The sequence below is a fragment of the Gilvimarinus agarilyticus genome (assembly GCF_000832015.1).
Taxonomy (GTDB): domain Bacteria; phylum Pseudomonadota; class Gammaproteobacteria; order Pseudomonadales; family Cellvibrionaceae; genus Gilvimarinus; species Gilvimarinus agarilyticus.
The window spans coordinates 259,821-277,043 of record NZ_JXCJ01000001.1 but is presented as its reverse complement, the minus strand read 5'-3'; the positions used below and the strand labels follow the sequence as shown (position 1 = coordinate 277,043).

The 17,223-nt window shown below is 53.7% G+C and carries 16 protein-coding genes; 5 read left to right on the top strand and 11 right to left on the bottom strand.

Translation table 11 applies throughout. The features are described from left to right. The first annotated feature begins 44 nt into the window (after positions 1–44). The 3 genes from SD69_RS01215 (at position 45) to slmA (ending at position 4,292) form a co-directional block, all read left to right on the top strand. A complete protein-coding gene (locus SD69_RS01215; protein WP_041521756.1) occupies positions 45–2,582 on the top strand; it encodes a phosphomannomutase/phosphoglucomutase in 2,538 nt (845 codons plus the stop codon). Positions 2,583–2,584: 2 nt separating this feature from the next. Further along, positions 2,585–3,493, top strand: coding sequence for an acetylglutamate kinase (gene argB, locus SD69_RS01210; protein ID WP_041521755.1), 909 nt, complete (start codon positions 2,585–2,587; stop codon positions 3,491–3,493). A gap of 184 nt (positions 3,494–3,677) precedes the next feature. Beyond that, positions 3,678–4,292 (top strand): nucleoid occlusion factor SlmA, encoded by a 615-nt coding sequence (gene slmA, locus SD69_RS01205; protein ID WP_041521754.1) that lies wholly within the window; start codon positions 3,678–3,680, stop codon positions 4,290–4,292. Positions 4,293–4,322: 30 nt separating this feature from the next. Here the strand turns inward: slmA and SD69_RS01200 are convergent, their stop codons facing one another. Continuing rightward, positions 4,323–4,949 (bottom strand): hypothetical protein, encoded by a 627-nt coding sequence (locus SD69_RS01200; protein WP_041521753.1) that lies wholly within the window; start codon positions 4,947–4,949, stop codon positions 4,323–4,325. Between the two features lie 29 nt (positions 4,950–4,978). Beyond that, positions 4,979–5,620 (bottom strand): orotate phosphoribosyltransferase, encoded by a 642-nt coding sequence (pyrE, locus tag SD69_RS01195; RefSeq protein WP_041521752.1) that lies wholly within the window; start codon positions 5,618–5,620, stop codon positions 4,979–4,981. Positions 5,621–5,829: 209 nt separating this feature from the next. Between pyrE and SD69_RS01190 the strand changes: the two genes are divergently transcribed. Further along, on the top strand, positions 5,830–6,600 hold the full coding sequence (locus tag SD69_RS01190; protein ID WP_041521751.1) for an exodeoxyribonuclease III: 771 nt from the start codon (positions 5,830–5,832) through the stop codon (positions 6,598–6,600). Positions 6,601–6,683: 83 nt separating this feature from the next. Here SD69_RS01190 and rph read toward each other — a convergent pair whose 3' ends face one another. Then, entirely contained in the window at positions 6,684–7,403 is a 720-nt protein-coding gene (rph, locus tag SD69_RS01185; RefSeq protein WP_041521750.1) for a ribonuclease PH, read from the bottom strand. Between the two features lie 163 nt (positions 7,404–7,566). Between rph and SD69_RS01180 the strand changes: the two genes are divergently transcribed. After that, positions 7,567–8,433 carry a YicC/YloC family endoribonuclease gene (locus SD69_RS01180; protein ID WP_041521749.1) on the top strand — a complete coding sequence of 289 codons (867 nt, stop codon included), beginning with the start codon at positions 7,567–7,569 and terminating at the stop codon, positions 8,431–8,433. 90 nt (positions 8,434–8,523) lie between these two features. On the opposite strand, the gene SD69_RS01175 is transcribed toward SD69_RS01180, so the two are convergent. The 8 genes from SD69_RS01175 to SD69_RS01140 form a co-directional block, all read right to left on the bottom strand. Then, positions 8,524–10,524: a DUF2075 domain-containing protein gene (locus SD69_RS01175; protein WP_052480786.1), complete on the bottom strand. Its 2,001-nt coding sequence runs from the start codon at positions 10,522–10,524 to the stop codon at positions 8,524–8,526. After that, positions 10,517–10,744, bottom strand: coding sequence for a helix-turn-helix domain-containing protein (locus tag SD69_RS01170; RefSeq protein WP_041521748.1), 228 nt, complete (start codon positions 10,742–10,744; stop codon positions 10,517–10,519). The genes SD69_RS01175 and SD69_RS01170 overlap by 8 nt, the downstream gene beginning before the upstream one ends. 138 nt (positions 10,745–10,882) lie before the next feature. Continuing rightward, a complete protein-coding gene (locus SD69_RS01165) occupies positions 10,883–11,956 on the bottom strand; it encodes a putative urea ABC transporter substrate-binding protein (RefSeq protein WP_041521747.1) in 1,074 nt (357 codons plus the stop codon). Between the two features lie 24 nt (positions 11,957–11,980). After that, a complete protein-coding gene (locus tag SD69_RS01160; RefSeq protein ID WP_041521746.1) occupies positions 11,981–12,955 on the bottom strand; it encodes a hypothetical protein in 975 nt (324 codons plus the stop codon). 4 nt (positions 12,956–12,959) lie between these two features. Further along, complete coding sequence (locus tag SD69_RS01155) at positions 12,960–14,006, bottom strand: isopenicillin N synthase family dioxygenase (protein ID WP_041521745.1); 1,047 nt, start codon at positions 14,004–14,006, stop codon at positions 12,960–12,962. Between the two features lie 282 nt (positions 14,007–14,288). Beyond that, positions 14,289–15,089 (bottom strand): SDR family NAD(P)-dependent oxidoreductase, encoded by an 801-nt coding sequence (locus tag SD69_RS01150; protein WP_041521744.1) that lies wholly within the window; start codon positions 15,087–15,089, stop codon positions 14,289–14,291. 24 nt (positions 15,090–15,113) lie between these two features. Continuing rightward, positions 15,114–16,103 carry a zinc-dependent alcohol dehydrogenase family protein gene (locus SD69_RS01145; protein ID WP_041521743.1) on the bottom strand — a complete coding sequence of 330 codons (990 nt, stop codon included), beginning with the start codon at positions 16,101–16,103 and terminating at the stop codon, positions 15,114–15,116. A 68-nt stretch (positions 16,104–16,171) separates the two neighbouring features. After that, positions 16,172–17,155, bottom strand: a complete 984-nt coding sequence (locus SD69_RS01140) for an LLM class oxidoreductase (protein WP_041521742.1) — start codon at positions 17,153–17,155, stop codon at positions 16,172–16,174. Positions 17,156–17,223 lie beyond the last annotated feature (68 nt).

The window sequence follows — 17,223 nt, the reverse complement described above, 5'->3', positions numbered from 1 at the left end:
GTATCGACGACATAGATTAATAAAAAGGTTAAAGGACGCCTCCAATGAGTAAAAAGCCGGTTTCAGATCATGCTGACAGCGCCACCGAATCCCACGACGATGGCGCCGCTAAACCACGCATGACTCGCGCTGAGCGGCGGGCTCAAGAGGCGCAGCAACAGCTTTATAAAAAGCGGCACCGGCTGCTGTTTATTTTAGTGGGCGTTACCATTGCCGTGAATGTACTGCTGGGTTTTGTGCTGTACGAGTCGATGGTAGTACAGACCGAGCGGGACCGGGTACAGCAGGCGGCCGAAGAGCGCGCCCGGCAGGCTGCCTCGGCGATCGAGAACTATTTGGCCGAGCGCAAGGCCGAGGTGCAGCAATGGGCGCAAAGCCCCGAGCTACTCGCCGCACTGCAAGGTGATGACCCGGAAGCCGTGGTTAACATTACCTCGCGTTTGGCCGCAGGCAGTGTGGATTTAATTGCGCTGCGGGCGTTTAGGCCGGGTGAGGCGAGTATCCAGCCCGAGCATCAAGCGCCACTGCGCTACGCCGAGTTAGATTTAATTCGGCGCGCGGTGCGCCGACGCGAAGTGCTCCCCGAGGCTGCACCCATCGACGATGTTTGGCATTTGCAATATGCCAGTGCAGTACCCGCCGAGGGTGAAGGCAAAGCGGTGGGAGCATTGCTGGCGAGCTATTCGGGCGATGGTATCAATAACATAATCGATGCGGGCGAAGACAGCAGCGGTAAACTGGTGTTGCATCAGCGGTTCTCCAGCTCTAAACCCTTTGCATTGCGTATCGATGGCGCCGGCCAGGCGGCACCGGCTGCCACGCACCAGGTTGGCAGCAGTTATCTAAGTGTAGAGTACACCCCATCTGCGGCGCTGGTGCGCCAATCCAAAGAGTTGCCGGGCATGTGGATACTGGTGTTGAGCCTGGCGGTAACCTTGGGGCTGGTGGCATCGCTGCTGTTAAGCCGCTTGCTGGTTCGGCCAAAACAAGCGCCAGCCGGTGAAGGACTTACCTTGCCCAAGCAGTACGTCGATGCTCAGGCCGCGCCTAAAACGCCAGAGGATACCGAGCCCGAAAGCTTTGATGGCGGCGCACTGCGTCAGGATATTCTTGATATTGAAGTAATTGAAGAAGACGAAGACATTCTCGGGCTGGATAACAGTGCTCCGCGCACGCCGGCGCCGGCGCCCGTCCCCGAAGGGCGCGAGGTGCCGGACGAGGTGTTTCGCGCTTATGACATTCGCGGCAAAGTAGGCCCCGAGGGAATTACCCCGGCACTTGCGCGCGATATCGGCATGGCCCTTGGCACCGAGGTGCAAGAGCAGGGCGAGAGCAGCATTATTGTCGCCCGCGATGCCCGTAGCCATAGCCCTGAGTTGTGCGAGCAATTAATTGAGGGTTTGCTGGCCAGCGGGTGTAACGTTATTAATATCGGCGTGGTGCCCACCCCGCTAATGCATTTTGCAACCTTTGTGCTGGATGAAACCAGCAGCGGAGTGATGGTCACCGCAAGCCATAATGCAGCGCAGTACAACGGCTTTAAAATGGTTATTAATGGCCAAACCTTGTCAGATGGAGCAATTAAAGACATTCGCTCACGCATCTCGGCGGGCAAATATCTGACGGGCGATGGCCAGGAGCAGCATATAGAGATAGTGGCCGATTATATCGACCGGATTTTCTCTGATGTGGCGCTCGCCGGTGATATCCGCATTGTGGTTGATGCCGGCAATGCGGTTACCGGTGTGGTGGCCCCGGCATTATTCGAAGAGCTCGGTTGCGATGTTATTCCGCTGCACTGTGAGCTCGATGGCAGCTTCCCAAATCACAACCCGGATCCGAGTATCGAGGCCAATCTGCAAGATTTACTGGCCAAAGTGCGCGAGACGGATGCCGATATCGGGGTGGCGTTTGACGGTGATGGCGACCGTTTAGTGGTGGTAACGCCGGCGGGTAAAATTATTTGGCCCGATCATTTGTTGATGTTGTTTGCCAAAGACATTCTGTCGCGCAACCCGGGCGCCGATGTCCTGTTTGATGTGAAATGCTCAAAACAACTCAACCAAATCGTCTCGGGTTACGGTGGCCGCCCCATCATGTGGAAGACCGGTCACTCGCACATGAAACAAAAAATGGCCGAGACCGGCGCATTGCTGGGGGGCGAGTACTCCGGCCATATCTTTATCAAAGAGCGCTGGTACGGCTTTGACGATGGTCTGTATACTGCCGCGCGCCTTTTAGAGATTATCACCCTGCGGGATCAATCCATCGACGACGTGTTTGCCGCCTTCCCCACCTTGCCGTCTACCCCCGAGATTCGGGTGGCGGTGCCCGAGGCCGAAAAATTTGCGCTGGTGGAAAAACTCATTGCCCAGGGCGAGTTTCAAAACGGTAAGGCAACCACCATTGATGGCCTGCGGGTCGACTTCTCGAAAGGTTGGGGGTTGGTGCGCGCCTCGAATACCGGCGCCGAGATTACCCTGCGTTTTGAGGCGGAATCCGACGCGGTACTGGAAAAACTTAAGCTACTGTTTAAGCGCGAGCTTAAGAAAATAGACAACACTCTACAACTGGACTTCTAACTATGTCATTGAATCGCGACGCGGCGATGAATATTGCCCAGGTGCTGACCGAAGCGCTGCCTTATATTCAGCGTTTTACCGGCAAAACTATTGTGGTTAAATTTGGCGGCAACGCCATGGTCGACGAAGAGCTGCAAAATAGTTTTGCCCGCGATATCGTTATGATGAAGCTGGTAGGCATGAACCCGATTGTGGTGCACGGCGGCGGCCCACAAATTGGCGATCTGCTAAAAAAGCTTAACATCGATTCCGAATTTGTTAACGGCATGCGCGTTACCGATAGTAAAACCATGGATGTGGTTGAAATGGTGTTGGGCGGCACGGTTAACAAGCAAATTGTAAGCTTAATTAACCGCAACGGCGGTGAGGCTATCGGCGTAACCGGCAAAGACGGCCAGTTGATTCGAGCCAAAAAGCTCGAAGTAAAAGCCGCCAGCCCCGAGGTGGCCGCCTCTGAGATTATCGATATCGGCCACGTGGGCGAAGTGGCCTCGATTAATAAATCCGTTATCGACATGCTGTTAAACAGCGACTTTATTCCGGTGATTGCGCCGATTGGCGTGGGTAAAGACGGAGCCTCGTACAATATCAACGCCGACTTAGTCGCCGGCAAAATTGCCGAGGTGTTACAGGCCGAAAAACTCATGCTGTTAACCAACGTTGCCGGTTTGCTGAACAAAGAAGGTGAGATTCTCACCGGCTTGTCGACCTCTCAGGTAGACGAGCTGATTGCCGACGGCACCATTTACGGCGGCATGCTGCCAAAAATTGCCTGCGCACTCGACGCGGTTAAATGCGGTGTCACCAGCGCTCACATCGTCGATGGCCGCGTCTCGCACGCCGTGCTGCTGGAGATCTTTACCGATATTGGTGTGGGTACCTTAATTACCAATAAAACCATGCCTGCCTAAAACGCTGGAAACCGGCCCGCGGGGGCCGCTAGAATAGTCAGGCAGCACGGGCAGTAGAGCTTGGGGGCTAACCTACGGTTAGTCACTCTAGTGCCCGTAGCTTTTACAGTACCGTAAGCACGGCCAACGAAAACCGACCTGTAGCCGCCCTCACGCAGGCGTAAACCACAAGAGCAGTCGCGCTATGAGCACCAAGAACAGTCAAAAGGTATCCCGGCGTCAGCAGATACTCGAGTCATTAGCGGCTATGCTGGAGGCCAGCCCCGGCGCGCGCATTACAACCGCGGCGTTGGCGCGCGAGGTGGGCGTGTCCGAGGCGGCGCTGTACCGCCACTTCCCCAGCAAGTCGAAGATGTTTGAGGGGCTGATTGAGTTTATCGAAGAAACCATCTTTAGCCGCATTAAGCTGATTTTAAGCGAAGAGCCTCAAGCGCTGCACCGGCTGGAAAAAATCCTGTATTTATTGCTGACCTTTACCGAGCGCAACCCGGGCATTACCCGTTTGCTTACCGGTGATGCCTTAACCGGCGAGACGGAGCGCTTGCGCAACCGTATCGCGCAATTATTTGAGCGGGTAGAGACGCAGTTAAAACAGATTATTCGCGAGGCGGAATTGCGCGAGGGGCTGCGGCCTAACCTGCCGTTATCGGCGGCGGCCAATATGCTGATGAGTTTGGCCGATGGCCGTATTACGCAATTTGTGCGCAGCGAGTTTCGCCGCTTGCCCACCGAGTACTGGGACGATCAGTGGGCGGTAATTGCCAGGGGGTTAATGCGCGCGAGCACGCCACCCGTTTGATAAAACGAGGGCCAGCAGCGGCGCTGCTGGCTAAGAGTTAATCTCTTTGAAGCGTTCGATATCCCGGTCGTATTTATCCGACGCCCCTTCCAGCGCCTCAGTGCGCAGAGCAATTTGTTTGTTGATCTCAACCAGCTCGGCTTCCAGCGCCGCAATATTGTTTTCCAAAGCCTCCGAAACGGGCTGACCATTGCGTTCCATAATGCCGGCGCGTCGTTGTTGCTCTTCTAATTGTAAGGTTACGCCGCTCAGGTTTGCGCGCAAAATGCTGAGGTTGCCACGCAGCTCAGTTAAGCTGCGCTGCTTGGCCGACTCGATGTCTTTTACCGTGCTAAAGCGGCGCTTTAACCGCGCATCCCACTCAGCCAACTCGGCCTCGCGGCGCATCCGCTCGGCGGCTTTAACGGCATCGGCGCCTTTAGGTGAGGCCTTGACGGTGTTAAGCACGCGCCCGTTGCTGGTAATAATCTCGTAGCCGCGGGCGGCGGCATCGGGAGGAATACTCTGTTGCACCACCAGGTTGCCCTCACTATTTTTATAGCGGAACAGCACACTGTCCGGGCCCGAGTCGTCCTCGGCGGCCATTAACGTGGGGCTTGCTAGCGCTAGCGCTAGCAGCACGGCCGTACTGATTCGGCCGCCGAGTGTTGCAATCATAGTGTGCTCCTTGGTGCTGCCCGGCGCGGTTAAACGCCGTATTGGTCGCGATACGCCTTAATAGCGTCTAGCTTATTCTCACCGCCTTTCTGCTCTAGGTAATGGATAATATCACCCAGATTAACAATGCTCACCACCGGAATGTTATAGGTTTGCTCGACCTCCTGAATGGCGGATAGCTCAGAGCGGCCCTTTTCCTGGCGGTCGACCCCGATAACCACCGCCGCCGGCGTCGCCTCGGATTGGGCGATAATGTCCATCACCTCGCGAATCGCCGTGCCGGCGGTGATCACGTCATCGACAATCACGGTGCGCCCGGTGAGCGGTGCGCCGACCAGCGAGCCACCCTCACCATGGTCTTTGGCTTCTTTGCGGTTAAAGCAGTAAGGTACATCCTGGCCGTGATGCTCCGCCAGGGCAACTGCGGTGGCGCTGGCCAGTGGAATGCCTTTGTACGCGGGGCCAAAAATTAAATCGTAGGCGACCCCGCTGTCGATTAGTGCCTGGGCGTAAAAGCGCCCCATTTTGGCCAGCCCGCCGCCGCTTTGAAAAAACCGCCCGGCATTAAAAAAATAGGGACTCACCCGGCCCGACTTGAGCGTAAACTCACCAAATTGAAGCGCCTGATTGTCGATGGCCTGCTGGATGAATTCGCGCTGATAATCGTGCATATGGGTAGGTTCCTATGATGGAGCGGCTAAAACAAGCTATTATAAACGAGCGGACGAGTTGTGCAGAATCAATCTGCGCTGGTGAAAATTTAGCCAACAACAATAAGTTTTGCTAAAAAACACCGGCATAATGGCGGTTGCACGGGCGGCAACTAACACAATCGTTCCAAGCTCGGGTATCATACACAGTCCGCAATAAAGGGGCTAACATGAGAGTTATCAGTCTGAGCGTCGACGGTATTTTTCAAGCGGCGCAGCGCGGCCTATACGATTGGCTGGACAATCAGGATGCGGACGTCATCTGCCTGCAGGATCTGCGGGCGCTCGAGTACGAGCTGGATGATGACATCTTTCATCCCGAGGGCTATTTTGCCTATTTCTTCGATTCCGGTACGCCGCATTACAACGGTGTAGCGATCTACACCCGTAAACAACCCAAAGCACTGATTTTTGGGTTGGGCTTTTCGTCGGGTGTCGATATGGAAGGGCGCTACCTGCAGGTTGATTACGAGCACATGAGTATCGGCTCGTTGTTGGCGCCCAGCGCAAGCTCCGAGGTCGAGTCGCAAGAGGTTAAAATAAACTTCTTTGACGACTTACAGGCACACATGGATAAAATCACCCGCAAGCGCCGCGAGTACATTTTTTGCGGTAACTGGCAGATGGCGCATACGCCTCGCGATGTTACCGACTCCGATGTACTGCAAAGCGAGTCGGGCTTTTTACCCCACGAGCGTCAATGGTTGAGCCAGCTGTTTAACCAAATTGGCTACGTCGATGCCTTTCGTCGTGCGATTCGCGACCCGGATGAGTACAGCTGGTGGCCCAGCGGTACCATTGGTACCGGCCCGGGCTGGCGTACTGATCTACAAGTGGCCTCGAACAATTTGGGGCAGCGGGTCGAGTATGGTGCGATCTACAAAAACGGCCAGTTCTCTAGCCATCTACCGGTGATTGTCGATTACGATATCGAGCTATAACGGTGGTTAAGACGCGTTAGGTGAACACTGCAGACAAAAAAGGGGAGGCGATAAACGCCTCCCCTTTTTGTACCAATAGCGCCCTATCCTTCCAGCGCCGCTTTTTGTAAGCGGTTCAGCTCCGCAATTCCCTGCTTGGCCAGCTTCAGCATTGCCGCGAACTGCTCTTCGGTGAATGGCTCGGCCTCTGCGGTACCTTGAATCTCGATCATACCGCCATCATCGGCAATCACTACATTCATGTCCGTATCGGCGTTTGAATCCTCTGGGTAATCCAAATCCAGCACCGGCTCGCCCTGATAAATTCCTACAGACACTGAGGCAATGGCCCGTAGCATTGGCTTGCCGGTAACCAGTTGTTTGGCCTCCAGGTGGGCAATGGCATCGGCTAACGCCACCCAAGCACCGGTGATAGACGCCGTGCGGGTGCCGCCGTCGGCCTGAATCACATCGCAATCGATATGAATGGTGTTTTCACCCAGCTGGTTTAAATCCACCGCGGCGCGCAGCGAGCGGCCAATCAGGCGCTGAATCTCAACCGTGCGGCCGCCTTGCTTACCGCGGGCCGCCTCGCGCCCCATGCGGCTGCCGGTCGAGCGGGGCAGCATACCGTACTCGGCCGTCAGCCAACCCTGGCCCTGACCGCGCAAAAACGGGGGTACGCCGGGCACCACACTGGCGTTGCACAACACCTTGGTGTCGCCGAACTCTACCAGCACCGACCCTTCGGCGTGCTTAGTGTAGTGGCGGGTAATGGTGATAGGGCGTAATTCGTGCGGAAGTCGTCCACTAGGGCGCTGCATATAATAGTCCTGTCGGTTAGCAAACTCAGGCGGTTGCCTGATGGCATGTGTTAACATCAGCGCTTATGTTAACGTTTTACCGCCGCCGGACAAAGGGCCCCGCCCGCGTTATTAAGGTTTGGTGGCGGCACATGATTAGTCGTACTCAAGAAAGGGATCATCCATGCCACGCAGTATGACCGGATTTGCCCGGGCCGAAGTTAAATCCCCCGAATACACCCTAGTGTGGGAGGTGCGCAGCGTTAACCACCGCTACCTTGAAATGCACCTGCGCCTACCCGAAGAGTTCCGTGAAATCGAAACCGCCCTGCGCGAGACCGTGCGCAAAAAACTCCAGCGCGGTAAATTAGAGGCCACCATTCACTTACAGCCCGAGCAAGGCGGCGATACCAGCATCGGGTTAGACCCCGATCGCCTGGCGCAAGTGGCCGATGCCTGTCGTCGTATCGGTGCGCAAATGGATAACTGCGCGCCAGTAAACCCACTTGAGGTATTGCGTTGGCCCGGCGTACAAATCGTACGCGAGCTAGACCGCGACGCGCTGCACCAGCAATCGCTCGCCTTATTCTCAGAGGCTCTCGATCAGCTTATCGACAATCGCGAACGTGAGGGGGCCGAGCTTGCTGTCTACATTAACCAGCGACTGGATGCCATCGCCGCCGAAGTGGTTAGCGTGCGTGAACAATTGCCTGGCATACTGCAAGCCCAGCGCGAAAAACTGCAAACAAAAATCGCCGCATTGGATGTAGAGTTAGACCCGGATCGCTTAGAGCAAGAAATCGTACTGATGGCGCAAAAGGCCGACGTCGATGAAGAACTCGACCGTTTGGATACGCACATTACCGAAGTGCGCCGCACCTTAAAACAAAAAAACTCCCTCGGCCGCCGGCTCGACTTTTTAATGCAAGAGCTCAACCGAGAGGCCAACACCCTCTCCAGTAAATCCGTCGTCAGTGAAACCACCCAGGCGGCGGTAGAGTTAAAAGTGCTTATCGAGCAAATGCGGGAGCAGGTGCAAAATATTGAGTAGATGGGCGACGTTTATGGGGGGGCATGCCCCCTCGGCTGAGTGAGGGGCTAATCTAGTAACTTAGCCTCAGTTAACGGCTTGAATGTAAAATTAAAGAGTGACTTCTTTTTCGTAGCTTTTGTCGTTAGCTTTTAAGCATAATGATTCAATACCGCACGACAACAGGTAATCGTAAATACCGTCATAGTATGAAGGGCATCGAGTCCCATCTTGTGCATTGCCCTCGGGAACGTAAATCACCATACCTTGCCTCGCTCTTGTAAGTAGAACTCTATAGGCATTTTTTAAGTACCGTTGGCTGTCAGAATTATTGCGTTTTTGCCATTTTGTGCCCTTGAACTGCCAATGCTCAAAAGCGCCGTTCACGAACCGATAGTCCGCATCCCATGCGACTAAACACCAGTCAAGCTCTAGCCCTTGAACTTGAAATTCGGTAGCTACGTCCTCAAGAAAGTTAGAAGATCGCACATCTTCAAATGGGTTTAGAAACCAGTTTCTGGGGTCGATTTCATTTTTTACATAAATGCCTTCTGATTTCAGGCGGGTTGCGCCGGAAGATGCTAGCATGCCAGCCGATTCGTTGCCCCTTTGTTGATCTCTAACCCATTGCTTGGCTTTCTCAAAGTCTCGAGTTATGCGAACAGGGTATTGGTCTATTAGTTGAACTATCTCCGACTTGGCAGTTGAGGCGTTACCGTCGACAAGGTGATGTATTGCGTTGGACAAGTGCTCGGCTCTAAATGAGCGCATTGAGGTCGCCAAGTGCAAGTCATTAATTGATTGAGATTTAGAGAATGATGAACTATCAAGGCCGTCAGTAATGTAATTACCATTGAACAGTTTGCTCGAATAGTAAATATCCCAATGTTTGAATCTGTCTTCCAATGCTTCGACCCAGCCTGAAAGGCCGATTTCTCCGGTGTTTATCTCTTGTCCGCCGCCAATAAGTGCCACGATAACTGACCATTCTCTATGGCGATCCATAAACTCAATTAAAAGTTCCGGCTCTGACATTGAGAATTTTGGTTTTTTACGCTTGCGCTGCATAAACGAGCTGGTTTGTCTTTTGTCCCATACTCGTTGTGCCTCGTCAAAAATCGCCACCTGCTCTGGAGGTCTACTTCCGTCGAGGTGTGCGTCACGAAATCGATGAATATTCTGAATCATTTGTTCAGTTTTTCGGCGGGCATCCTTAATGGTGATTTGTACCCTCTTTTTCTGATCCCTAGCTAATGCCTCCTGCAGGACAGATACCAAGGGTCCATTGCCGCTAAGAAATACGGAGTAGAGTGAATCATTGGGGTTTGAATGTTGGCTGGCTACATTTAGGCCGACCAGAGTTTTTCCGGCACCCGGGACGCCTGTCACAAAACAAATGGATTTCCTCTTGTTGTCTTTGCTGTATTGAATAATGTCATTGATTTTATTGCTTGTGGTAACAATGCAGGTTTTATCGGCTTCGCTTCGTGTTATATCGGCGACATTATGCGAGCTGTAGAGTGCTTGCGCGGCTTCAATAATAGTGGGAGTAGGAAGATAGCCCGAGCTCTCCCAGTCTTGAATGTTGAAGTCATGGCTTTTGGCGGATTCGGTCACACTGTGAATGGCTTTTAACAGCTGTGAAGGCGGTGCACTGATAACTCTTGCGACGCCGTCTGAGTCCAGCGAAAGAATCATTTCGCTTTCTTTGGCCTGTGTGGCTACTAGTATCGGGACAATTTTTTTATCGTGGCTGCCCTTATGAAAGTTTTTTAAATCGAGAGCATAGCCATGACATTGCCGTAGGTCCTCTGGGAGAAATTTCTTGGCACCTACCTTAAACTCAATAACAAAAATCACTCCACTGACAATTAAAATAACATCGGCGCGTCGGCCTATTCTTGGAATGTACATTTCGAGAAGAATGTAAGTGTCTCTGTTCTCTAAGGTTTTTAGTGTTTCTTTCAGTACCTCAATTTCTTCCGCCCAGGCTCGGGTGGCGATATTTTGCAGAGTTTGAGTGTGGGCCGTGCTTAATTTCCCTAGGATTGAGTCAGTGGGCTCGTGGAGAAATGACTGAAAGTCACTAGCGTACATGGCTGGATTAATCATTGGTTACACCAATGTCAATCAGTTCCGTGGCTTGTATTTCTAGGGCTTGGGCTATTTTAAAAAGGTTCAGTAGGCTGACGTTGCGTTTGCCGCGCTCAACACCGCTAATGTAGGTGCGATCGAGCTCAGCGCGTGATGCTAATGCCTCTTGAGAGAGGTTTTTATTCAGGCGCTTTTCTTTTATTTTGCCGCCAATGGCAGCGAGTAGATGATCTGACATAGGTCTCTCCTTATGATCAGATCATCTTTGTGTGTAGACAATAAGTCTACGGACTATAAGTCACACTCTCTCGGTTAGGGTTAAAGCTGGAAAGTTCGCTAGAAGCTAAGCCGCCGATGAACCCGGCGGCTTAAGGGCTTACAGCTCGCCGTCGGCGGCCATTTTGACGTAAGTGGTATCAAAGCGGAGCTTGATATTGCTTTTGTCGCCGAGTACGGAGTCGTCACCGAATTGCATGCCGATGACATCGGGGCTAGGGCTGCCTTCGCCCAGTAGGCCTTTATCGAATGAGAACTGGCGGACTTTATCCATAAAGCCGATCAGGTCTTTATTGCTGGCAAATTCGTAAGCGGATTCCGGCGTGTAGAACAGCATGGTGTCGTCGAGCTGTGCCTCGTAGCCTGCTAAGTCGGTGCCGGCTTGCTCGGCCATGTAAGTGCGGGCGGCTATGGCCTCGGCGCTGTCACCCTGCATGAGGGCCAGGGTTTCAAACCAAGCGCCTACCAGCGCTTTACCTAATTCGGGGTTGGCTTCCAGAACCTCGGTATTGGCAGCCATCATGTCGATGATTTCACCGGGGATCTCTTTGGAGGTAAACACCTCGGTGGCTTTAGGCGCTTCATCTAAAATAATACCCAGTTGTGGGTTCCACACGGCGGCTACGGTGACGTCATCTGTCATAAAGGTAGAAACCGCGTCGGCGTCGGAGGTGTTTACCACGGTAACGTCTCGCTCAGACATGCCGTGCATATCCAGCGCGCGGGCCAAAAAGTAATGCGATACGGACAGCTCGACCAAGTTGACGTTGTGGCCTTTAATATCTTCGACACTGTCGCCTTCTTTGATCACGAGGCCATCGTTACCGTTAGAGTAATCACCCAAAATTAGGCCAGTGGTATCTACACCGTAAGCGGCGGGAATGGTCAGGGCATCCATATTGGTCATGGCGCAGGCGTCAAACTCGCCGGCGGTGAACTGGTTGATGGATTCGATGTAGTCGTTCATCTGCACCACTTCGATCTCGATGCCGTATTTGTCGGCCCATTTTTTTACAATGCCTTTGTCGTTGGCGTAGGCCCAGGGCATCCAGCCGGCGTAAATAGACCAGGCGACTTTAAATGAGGTTTTTTTCTCGGCGGCGTGTGTGGCTACACTAAACACCAGTAGCACGGCGGTAATAATCGAGTAGATAAATGATTTTTTCTGAGTCATAAGCGGTTACCTGTCAATAAAAAGTTAAAGTGAATGACTGAACAGCGGTTGGGTGTATCGCGTTAGGGTTTCCGCTTCCTGCGAGAGCCAAGATTTTGCATCGTGCGTTGTGGGGGTTGCTTGCGAGTAATGACAATCGGCTTCGATCGTGTCGATACTAAAACGCCGTAGGCGAGCGCGGCCGTGCTCGTCGGTAAATCGGTGCAGTACTTGTTGCCCGATCTCGTCGAACTCGAAGCCGTCGAGTGGGAGTAACGATTGGCCGTTGCGGTGGGGGCAGGTGGTAAGTTGTATTTTATAACCATCACTCAGCGAACCGTGAGCCACGGATGTTTCAAATTGCAGCAGTGGTTTGAGGGCGCTGGTATTGCCCTGCGCCGCGACTAAGGCTTCGCGAAACTGATTGGCCGGTTGTGCGCTGTGGCCGGCGTCAGCTTGGCTGTCCGGCCGCCCGAGTACCAGTGCGGCATAATCGCCACAGACAATTAAACCACCGCCGCGGTGCAGTACGCTGTTGCTGTCAAGGCAGGTGTCATCGATTAAGCGAAGACCAACCAGTGGGCCCGGGCCGGAGGGTTGTAAACGCCAATCCTCGACGTAGGCGTTGCTGGGGCACAGCTCGATCATGCAGTTGCCAATGCGATGTAATATGCCGGGTTCGGTCCAGCGGTTGTGGTATTGCAGTGAGGTGTCGTTAAGCCAGCTTAAGGCGGTGCCGTCCCATTCGCAGGGCGCCTCCCAGCCTTCATAATTACCCAGTGTGCGCAGCTCATTCTCGGTGTATTGCTCCAGCGGTTTGGCGCTAACCTGTTGGTTATTAATGGGTAGGCGCAAATCGATGGTAAAGTTGCGGCTTTGCAACCAGCACACGTGGGTGGCTATATCGGTAGTGCCATCGGCAAAGCTAATGGCACTACGCTTGTAGTAGCCCAGCATCCAGTCGGGTACGCCGTTTTGGGCTTGTGTGGCATGGTGTTTAATGAGCTCAAGTAGGTGCATGGGGTTATCCTTGTGCTTCGCTGTGGTAGCCAAAACTGGATAGACCCTTGGAGCCCTCGGGCATTTGTATTTCGCCCTGGTCGAGTTTGGTTTTTAAGTACTGAAAAGTTTGAATAGTTTGCGCGTAAAGGTGCTCGCCACAGTTAATAGCGGCATAGCGGTTTTGGTCGTCAGCCTCTTTGGCAGCGAGCAGCGGGGATATAACGGTGTCGTAATCACACGCGCAAAACAGCGGAAACGAGTAACGCTCTTCTTGTACTTTGCGTACCCGGTGTGAGGTGGCGACAAATTCGCCATTGCTGAGTACTTCCAGCATATCGCCAATGTTAATGACAAAGGCATTATCCACCAGAGGTACGTCAATCCACTCACCGGCGCCGTTAAGTACCTCTAGCCCCGGTGCGGTGGGCAATAAAATGGTAAAGCATTCGTAATCGGTATGGGCGCCAATGCCGGGCCGATCTTGTGGTGCGCTGGCGTTAAACGGGTAGTGGATTAAGCGCAACTGGCTGGGTGGCGTTGTCACTAACTTTGTCAGTGTGTCTTCAGGCAGGCCAAGGGCTAGGGCAAAACCCCGAAACAAGCTTTGGCTAACGTTAAGGGCCGCGTCGTAATAGGCTTTTACATCGCGCTTAAAGGCGTCGTCATCGGGCCACTGGGTGGGCCCCAGCATGGGTCTGCGCCCGGCCTCCGGGAGGTAATCAAAATTAACGTCGTAGGTTTCTTTGTGGTCGATGTTGCCGTCGCCAAATTGCTCTTCTCCTTCGGGGACATAACCGCTGTGATTAACCGATTGACCAATGTAGTAGCGCATTTTCTGCGCTAGTGGCTGAGCAAAAAAGTCGCGTGTGCGTGCTTTTAGGTTTTCGCTTAAGGCGGGATCGATACCGTGACCGGTAATGTATAAGAAGCCTACTTCGCGAGCTGCTTTGCCTAGCTGTTCGGCAACCGTTAAGCGATCTTGCAAGTCGCTAGAGCGCAAGCCACTAATATCGACCTTAGGCAGCTCGGTAAACGCTGTATGGGAGCTGGGTGTGTTACTGGATGCCACGACAACCTCCTGAATAATAATTCAAAATGTCGTCTGGTCGTCCAGACAAAAAAGCGGTACTACCGCTCCGGGTCGTCCCGGAAGTGAGTTGCTTTAGTTTATGCAGTGCTTGTGCCAATAATCATAAATGCGCCTAAGCGATTGATCTGCTTTTAGTTAATGAGCGTCGCTTTACGCCTGCGGCGTTTGTGTTGGTGCTAATGCAGTGCACGGACACAGGCCCGTGCACTATAAAGGGTTGGTTAACGGCTTTAGTGTGTAAAAGAGGGAGGCGAGCGCCTGCTAAGAATGAAGCATTTGCTGTATTGTGCGAATCAGTGCTTGGCACTTTTTCTCGTCCAGCGCGTCGGCATGAGGCGATGAAAACCGGCCTGTGTCGTTATCAAAGTAAAGCCCGGACGCCTGCGCAAAGTCTGGGCTTAAAGTGGCCTTTAGCAAAATATCGGCGCCTATATTTAAATTATTCCCAACGACACCAAAGCCTTCTTTCACCATTTTGCTGGCGAGAAAAGAGCCTGGGTTAACCGCAATAATCGCCGGCCCCTTGTTCTTAAGCTCTAGACCAAGCTGGCGCGACCACATGGTGAGCGCCAGCTTGCTTTGTGCGTAGGCTGCAAAATCGTCGTTCAACGCCGTCTTGGCTGTCAACGCGTGTAAATCTACCGACGCCTGTGCGGCGGATGATAAATTGATGACCCGAGCGTTGGCTGACATTAGTGGCAACAGGCAGGTGGTTAATAGGTAGGGGGCGAGGGTGTTTACCACAAAGCGAATATCCTGGCCGCTGGCATTAAGCGGTTGGGCGATTTTGTAAACGCCGGCGTTATTGATAATCACATCCAGCGCTATGCTCTGGCTTGTAATGTGTTGCGCCATGGCCGCTACCTCGGCCAGATCGGAAAAGTCTGCCCGGTAGGTGCGAATGGATACCGCACCACACTCGCGCAAGGTGTTTGCGGCGGCGTTTAACTTGGCCTCATTGCGCCCGTGAATTAGCAGCGAGTGACCAAGTGCCGCTAACTTTTGCGCGGTTAACAAACCAATGCCGTCGGTCGCTCCGGTTATCAGAATCGCTTTGCTCATGCTGCTCTCCGTATGTACGGGTCACTACGAAATGGTAATAACCACTTTCCCCATGCCTTGCCCACTTTCGGCGTAATCGTGCGCGGCGGCGGTTTCGGCCAGGGTAAATTGCTGCTCGGTTAGTACCGGCTTAAGCTCACCGGCATCCACAATGCGCGCTACCCGCGTTAAAATTTCACCGTGGCGCTCGCGCCCGACGTTGTGCAGCATCGGCAATAACATAAACACAATGTGCATGCTGGCGCCTTTAATATGGGCCAGAGTCAGGTCGACTTCCGACATGGTTGAGGTGGTCGCGATCTGGCCATTGAGCGCAATCGCCTGAAACGAGTTGAGCAGGTTGGCATCGCCGACAGTGTCGTAAATAACATCAAAGCCTTTTCCTGCGGTGTGCTGCTCGACATACTCATCCACCGTATGGGTTTTGTAGTTAATGCCTATCGCGCCGAAGGATTCAATCAGCTGCAACTGCTTATCGCCGCCACCGGTAGCGTAGACCTTGGCCCCTAACTGCTTGGCCAGCTGAGTGGCAATGTGCCCGACACCACCCGAGCCACCGTGTACCAATACTTTTTGCCCGGCACTGACTCCGGCGCGAGCAAGCCCTTCAAAGGCGGTGATGCTCACCAAGGGTAAAGCGGCAGCCTCGGTCATGCTTAGAGTTTTGGGCTTGTGCGCCATCAGGCGTGCATCGGCGACGATGTATTCGGTCAGAGTGCCGGGTAAGTCCGCCAGACCACCGGCGCAGCCGTAAACTTCGTCCCCTACGGCAAAATTGGTCACACCTTCCCCGACAGCTTCAACGGTACCGGCAAAGTCCATTCCCAGCACGGCGGGAAGAGCCGGGGCAAAGGGTAAGTCGTCCCCGGCGGTGCGAATTTTGTAGTCCACGGGGTTAACACTGGTGGCGGCGATACTCACCAAAACATGGCCGGGCTTAACGTCGGGCTTGGCGATCTCGCTCAAGGTAAAATGCTCACTGCTGCCGTACTGGGTTAAGGTCATTGCTTGCATGGTGCTCTCCTACAATTGATTAATAAATGACATGGTGTGTACAGAGGTTGCGTGCCGGCTTGCGCCGTTTATGTCGATGGCACGCTGGGGAATTCGGGCAATACATCGCGGGCCAAAACCTCTAGCGTCGCTTCAATAGGGGTGCGGTTGAAGCGCAGATTAAGCGCGACATGATTAATACCGATGTCTTGCAGTGCATGCAGGTGCTCCGCTAAATGGTGGCTGCCCACGTGCATGCCCAAGTGCATCGTCTGAGGTTTTGCGTCCGGGTTTTCAGCCAAGTCGATATACAGCGGTTGCATCACCGGCTTGGCAGGTCCGCCGGTCGCATCTACCCGTGACCGCCACACGTCAATGATGTTTTTTTGCTGGTCAGTGGCGCGCGGATAAAGCATCCAGCCGTGGCCGTTTTGCGCAATCCATTCGGGCGCCTGCTGGCTGGCGCCGGTAATTAGCAATGGCACCTCGTGCGCGGCGGGCTTGGGTAGTAATTCCAGCTCCGGGCTCAGTTGGCCGTAGCGGTTATTTACGTGTGCGGGGTTTTGCCAGGCGCTCTGTATGTAGTGCAAAGCATCGCGAAAGCGCGCTCCGCGGTCGGCGAAGGGTAAATTCATTGCTGGATATTCTTGCGGCCGGTCGCCCGAGGCCACACCCAACAGCAGGCGGCCACCGCTTAACTGATCCACACTGGCCGCCGCTTTTGCCACATGGGCGGGATGGCGCAGCGGCAGTACAATACTGGATACCCCCAAAGCGATGTCAGAGGTTTGTGCGGCGAGAAAACCCAGGTACACAAAGGGGTCATAGATCTGACCGGCATCGCCAAACGAGGGCACATTAAAGGGCACATCGCGCAGCCAAAGCGCGGCAAAGCCCAGTTGCTCGGCCAGCCGGGTACGCTCGATATGCGCCTGCATCGCCGGTACCGGGTTGTCCGGGTAGTGCTCCAACGGCGCTACTAAACCTAAGGTTAAACGCGAGGATCGAAACACGCGGGCATAGGCCGCGTTTAGCGCCTGAAATGAGTTGGCGATGGGGCTGAACGTATTCACAGCTTGGCTCCTTCGGCTCGCAAAGCTTTGCGTTTATCGATGGAGGCCAGTATATTTCCTGTTGTAAT

Excerpts from the sequence above, each read along its gene's own strand:
- SD69_RS01175 (WP_052480786.1), bottom strand. The coding sequence starts at position 10,524 with ATGATTAATCCAGCCATGTACGCTAGTGACTTTCAGTCATTTCTCCAC.
- pyrE (WP_041521752.1), bottom strand. The coding sequence starts at position 5,620 with ATGCACGATTATCAGCGCGAATTCATCCAGCAGGCCATCGACAATCAG.
- SD69_RS01200 (WP_041521753.1), bottom strand. The coding sequence starts at position 4,949 with ATGATTGCAACACTCGGCGGCCGAATCAGTACGGCCGTGCTGCTAGCG.
- argB (WP_041521755.1), top strand. The coding sequence starts at position 2,585 with ATGTCATTGAATCGCGACGCGGCGATGAATATTGCCCAGGTGCTGACC.
- slmA (WP_041521754.1), top strand. The coding sequence starts at position 3,678 with ATGAGCACCAAGAACAGTCAAAAGGTATCCCGGCGTCAGCAGATACTC.
- SD69_RS01145 (WP_041521743.1), bottom strand. The coding sequence starts at position 16,103 with ATGCAAGCAATGACCTTAACCCAGTACGGCAGCAGTGAGCATTTTACC.
- SD69_RS01165 (WP_041521747.1), bottom strand. The coding sequence starts at position 11,956 with ATGACTCAGAAAAAATCATTTATCTACTCGATTATTACCGCCGTGCTA.
- SD69_RS01160 (WP_041521746.1), bottom strand. The coding sequence starts at position 12,955 with ATGCACCTACTTGAGCTCATTAAACACCATGCCACACAAGCCCAAAAC.
- SD69_RS01180 (WP_041521749.1), top strand. The coding sequence starts at position 7,567 with ATGCCACGCAGTATGACCGGATTTGCCCGGGCCGAAGTTAAATCCCCC.
- SD69_RS01215 (WP_041521756.1), top strand. The coding sequence starts at position 45 with ATGAGTAAAAAGCCGGTTTCAGATCATGCTGACAGCGCCACCGAATCC.
- rph (WP_041521750.1), bottom strand. The coding sequence starts at position 7,403 with ATGCAGCGCCCTAGTGGACGACTTCCGCACGAATTACGCCCTATCACC.
- SD69_RS01190 (WP_041521751.1), top strand. The coding sequence starts at position 5,830 with ATGAGAGTTATCAGTCTGAGCGTCGACGGTATTTTTCAAGCGGCGCAG.
- SD69_RS01170 (WP_041521748.1), bottom strand. The coding sequence starts at position 10,744 with ATGTCAGATCATCTACTCGCTGCCATTGGCGGCAAAATAAAAGAAAAG.
- SD69_RS01150 (WP_041521744.1), bottom strand. The coding sequence starts at position 15,089 with ATGAGCAAAGCGATTCTGATAACCGGAGCGACCGACGGCATTGGTTTG.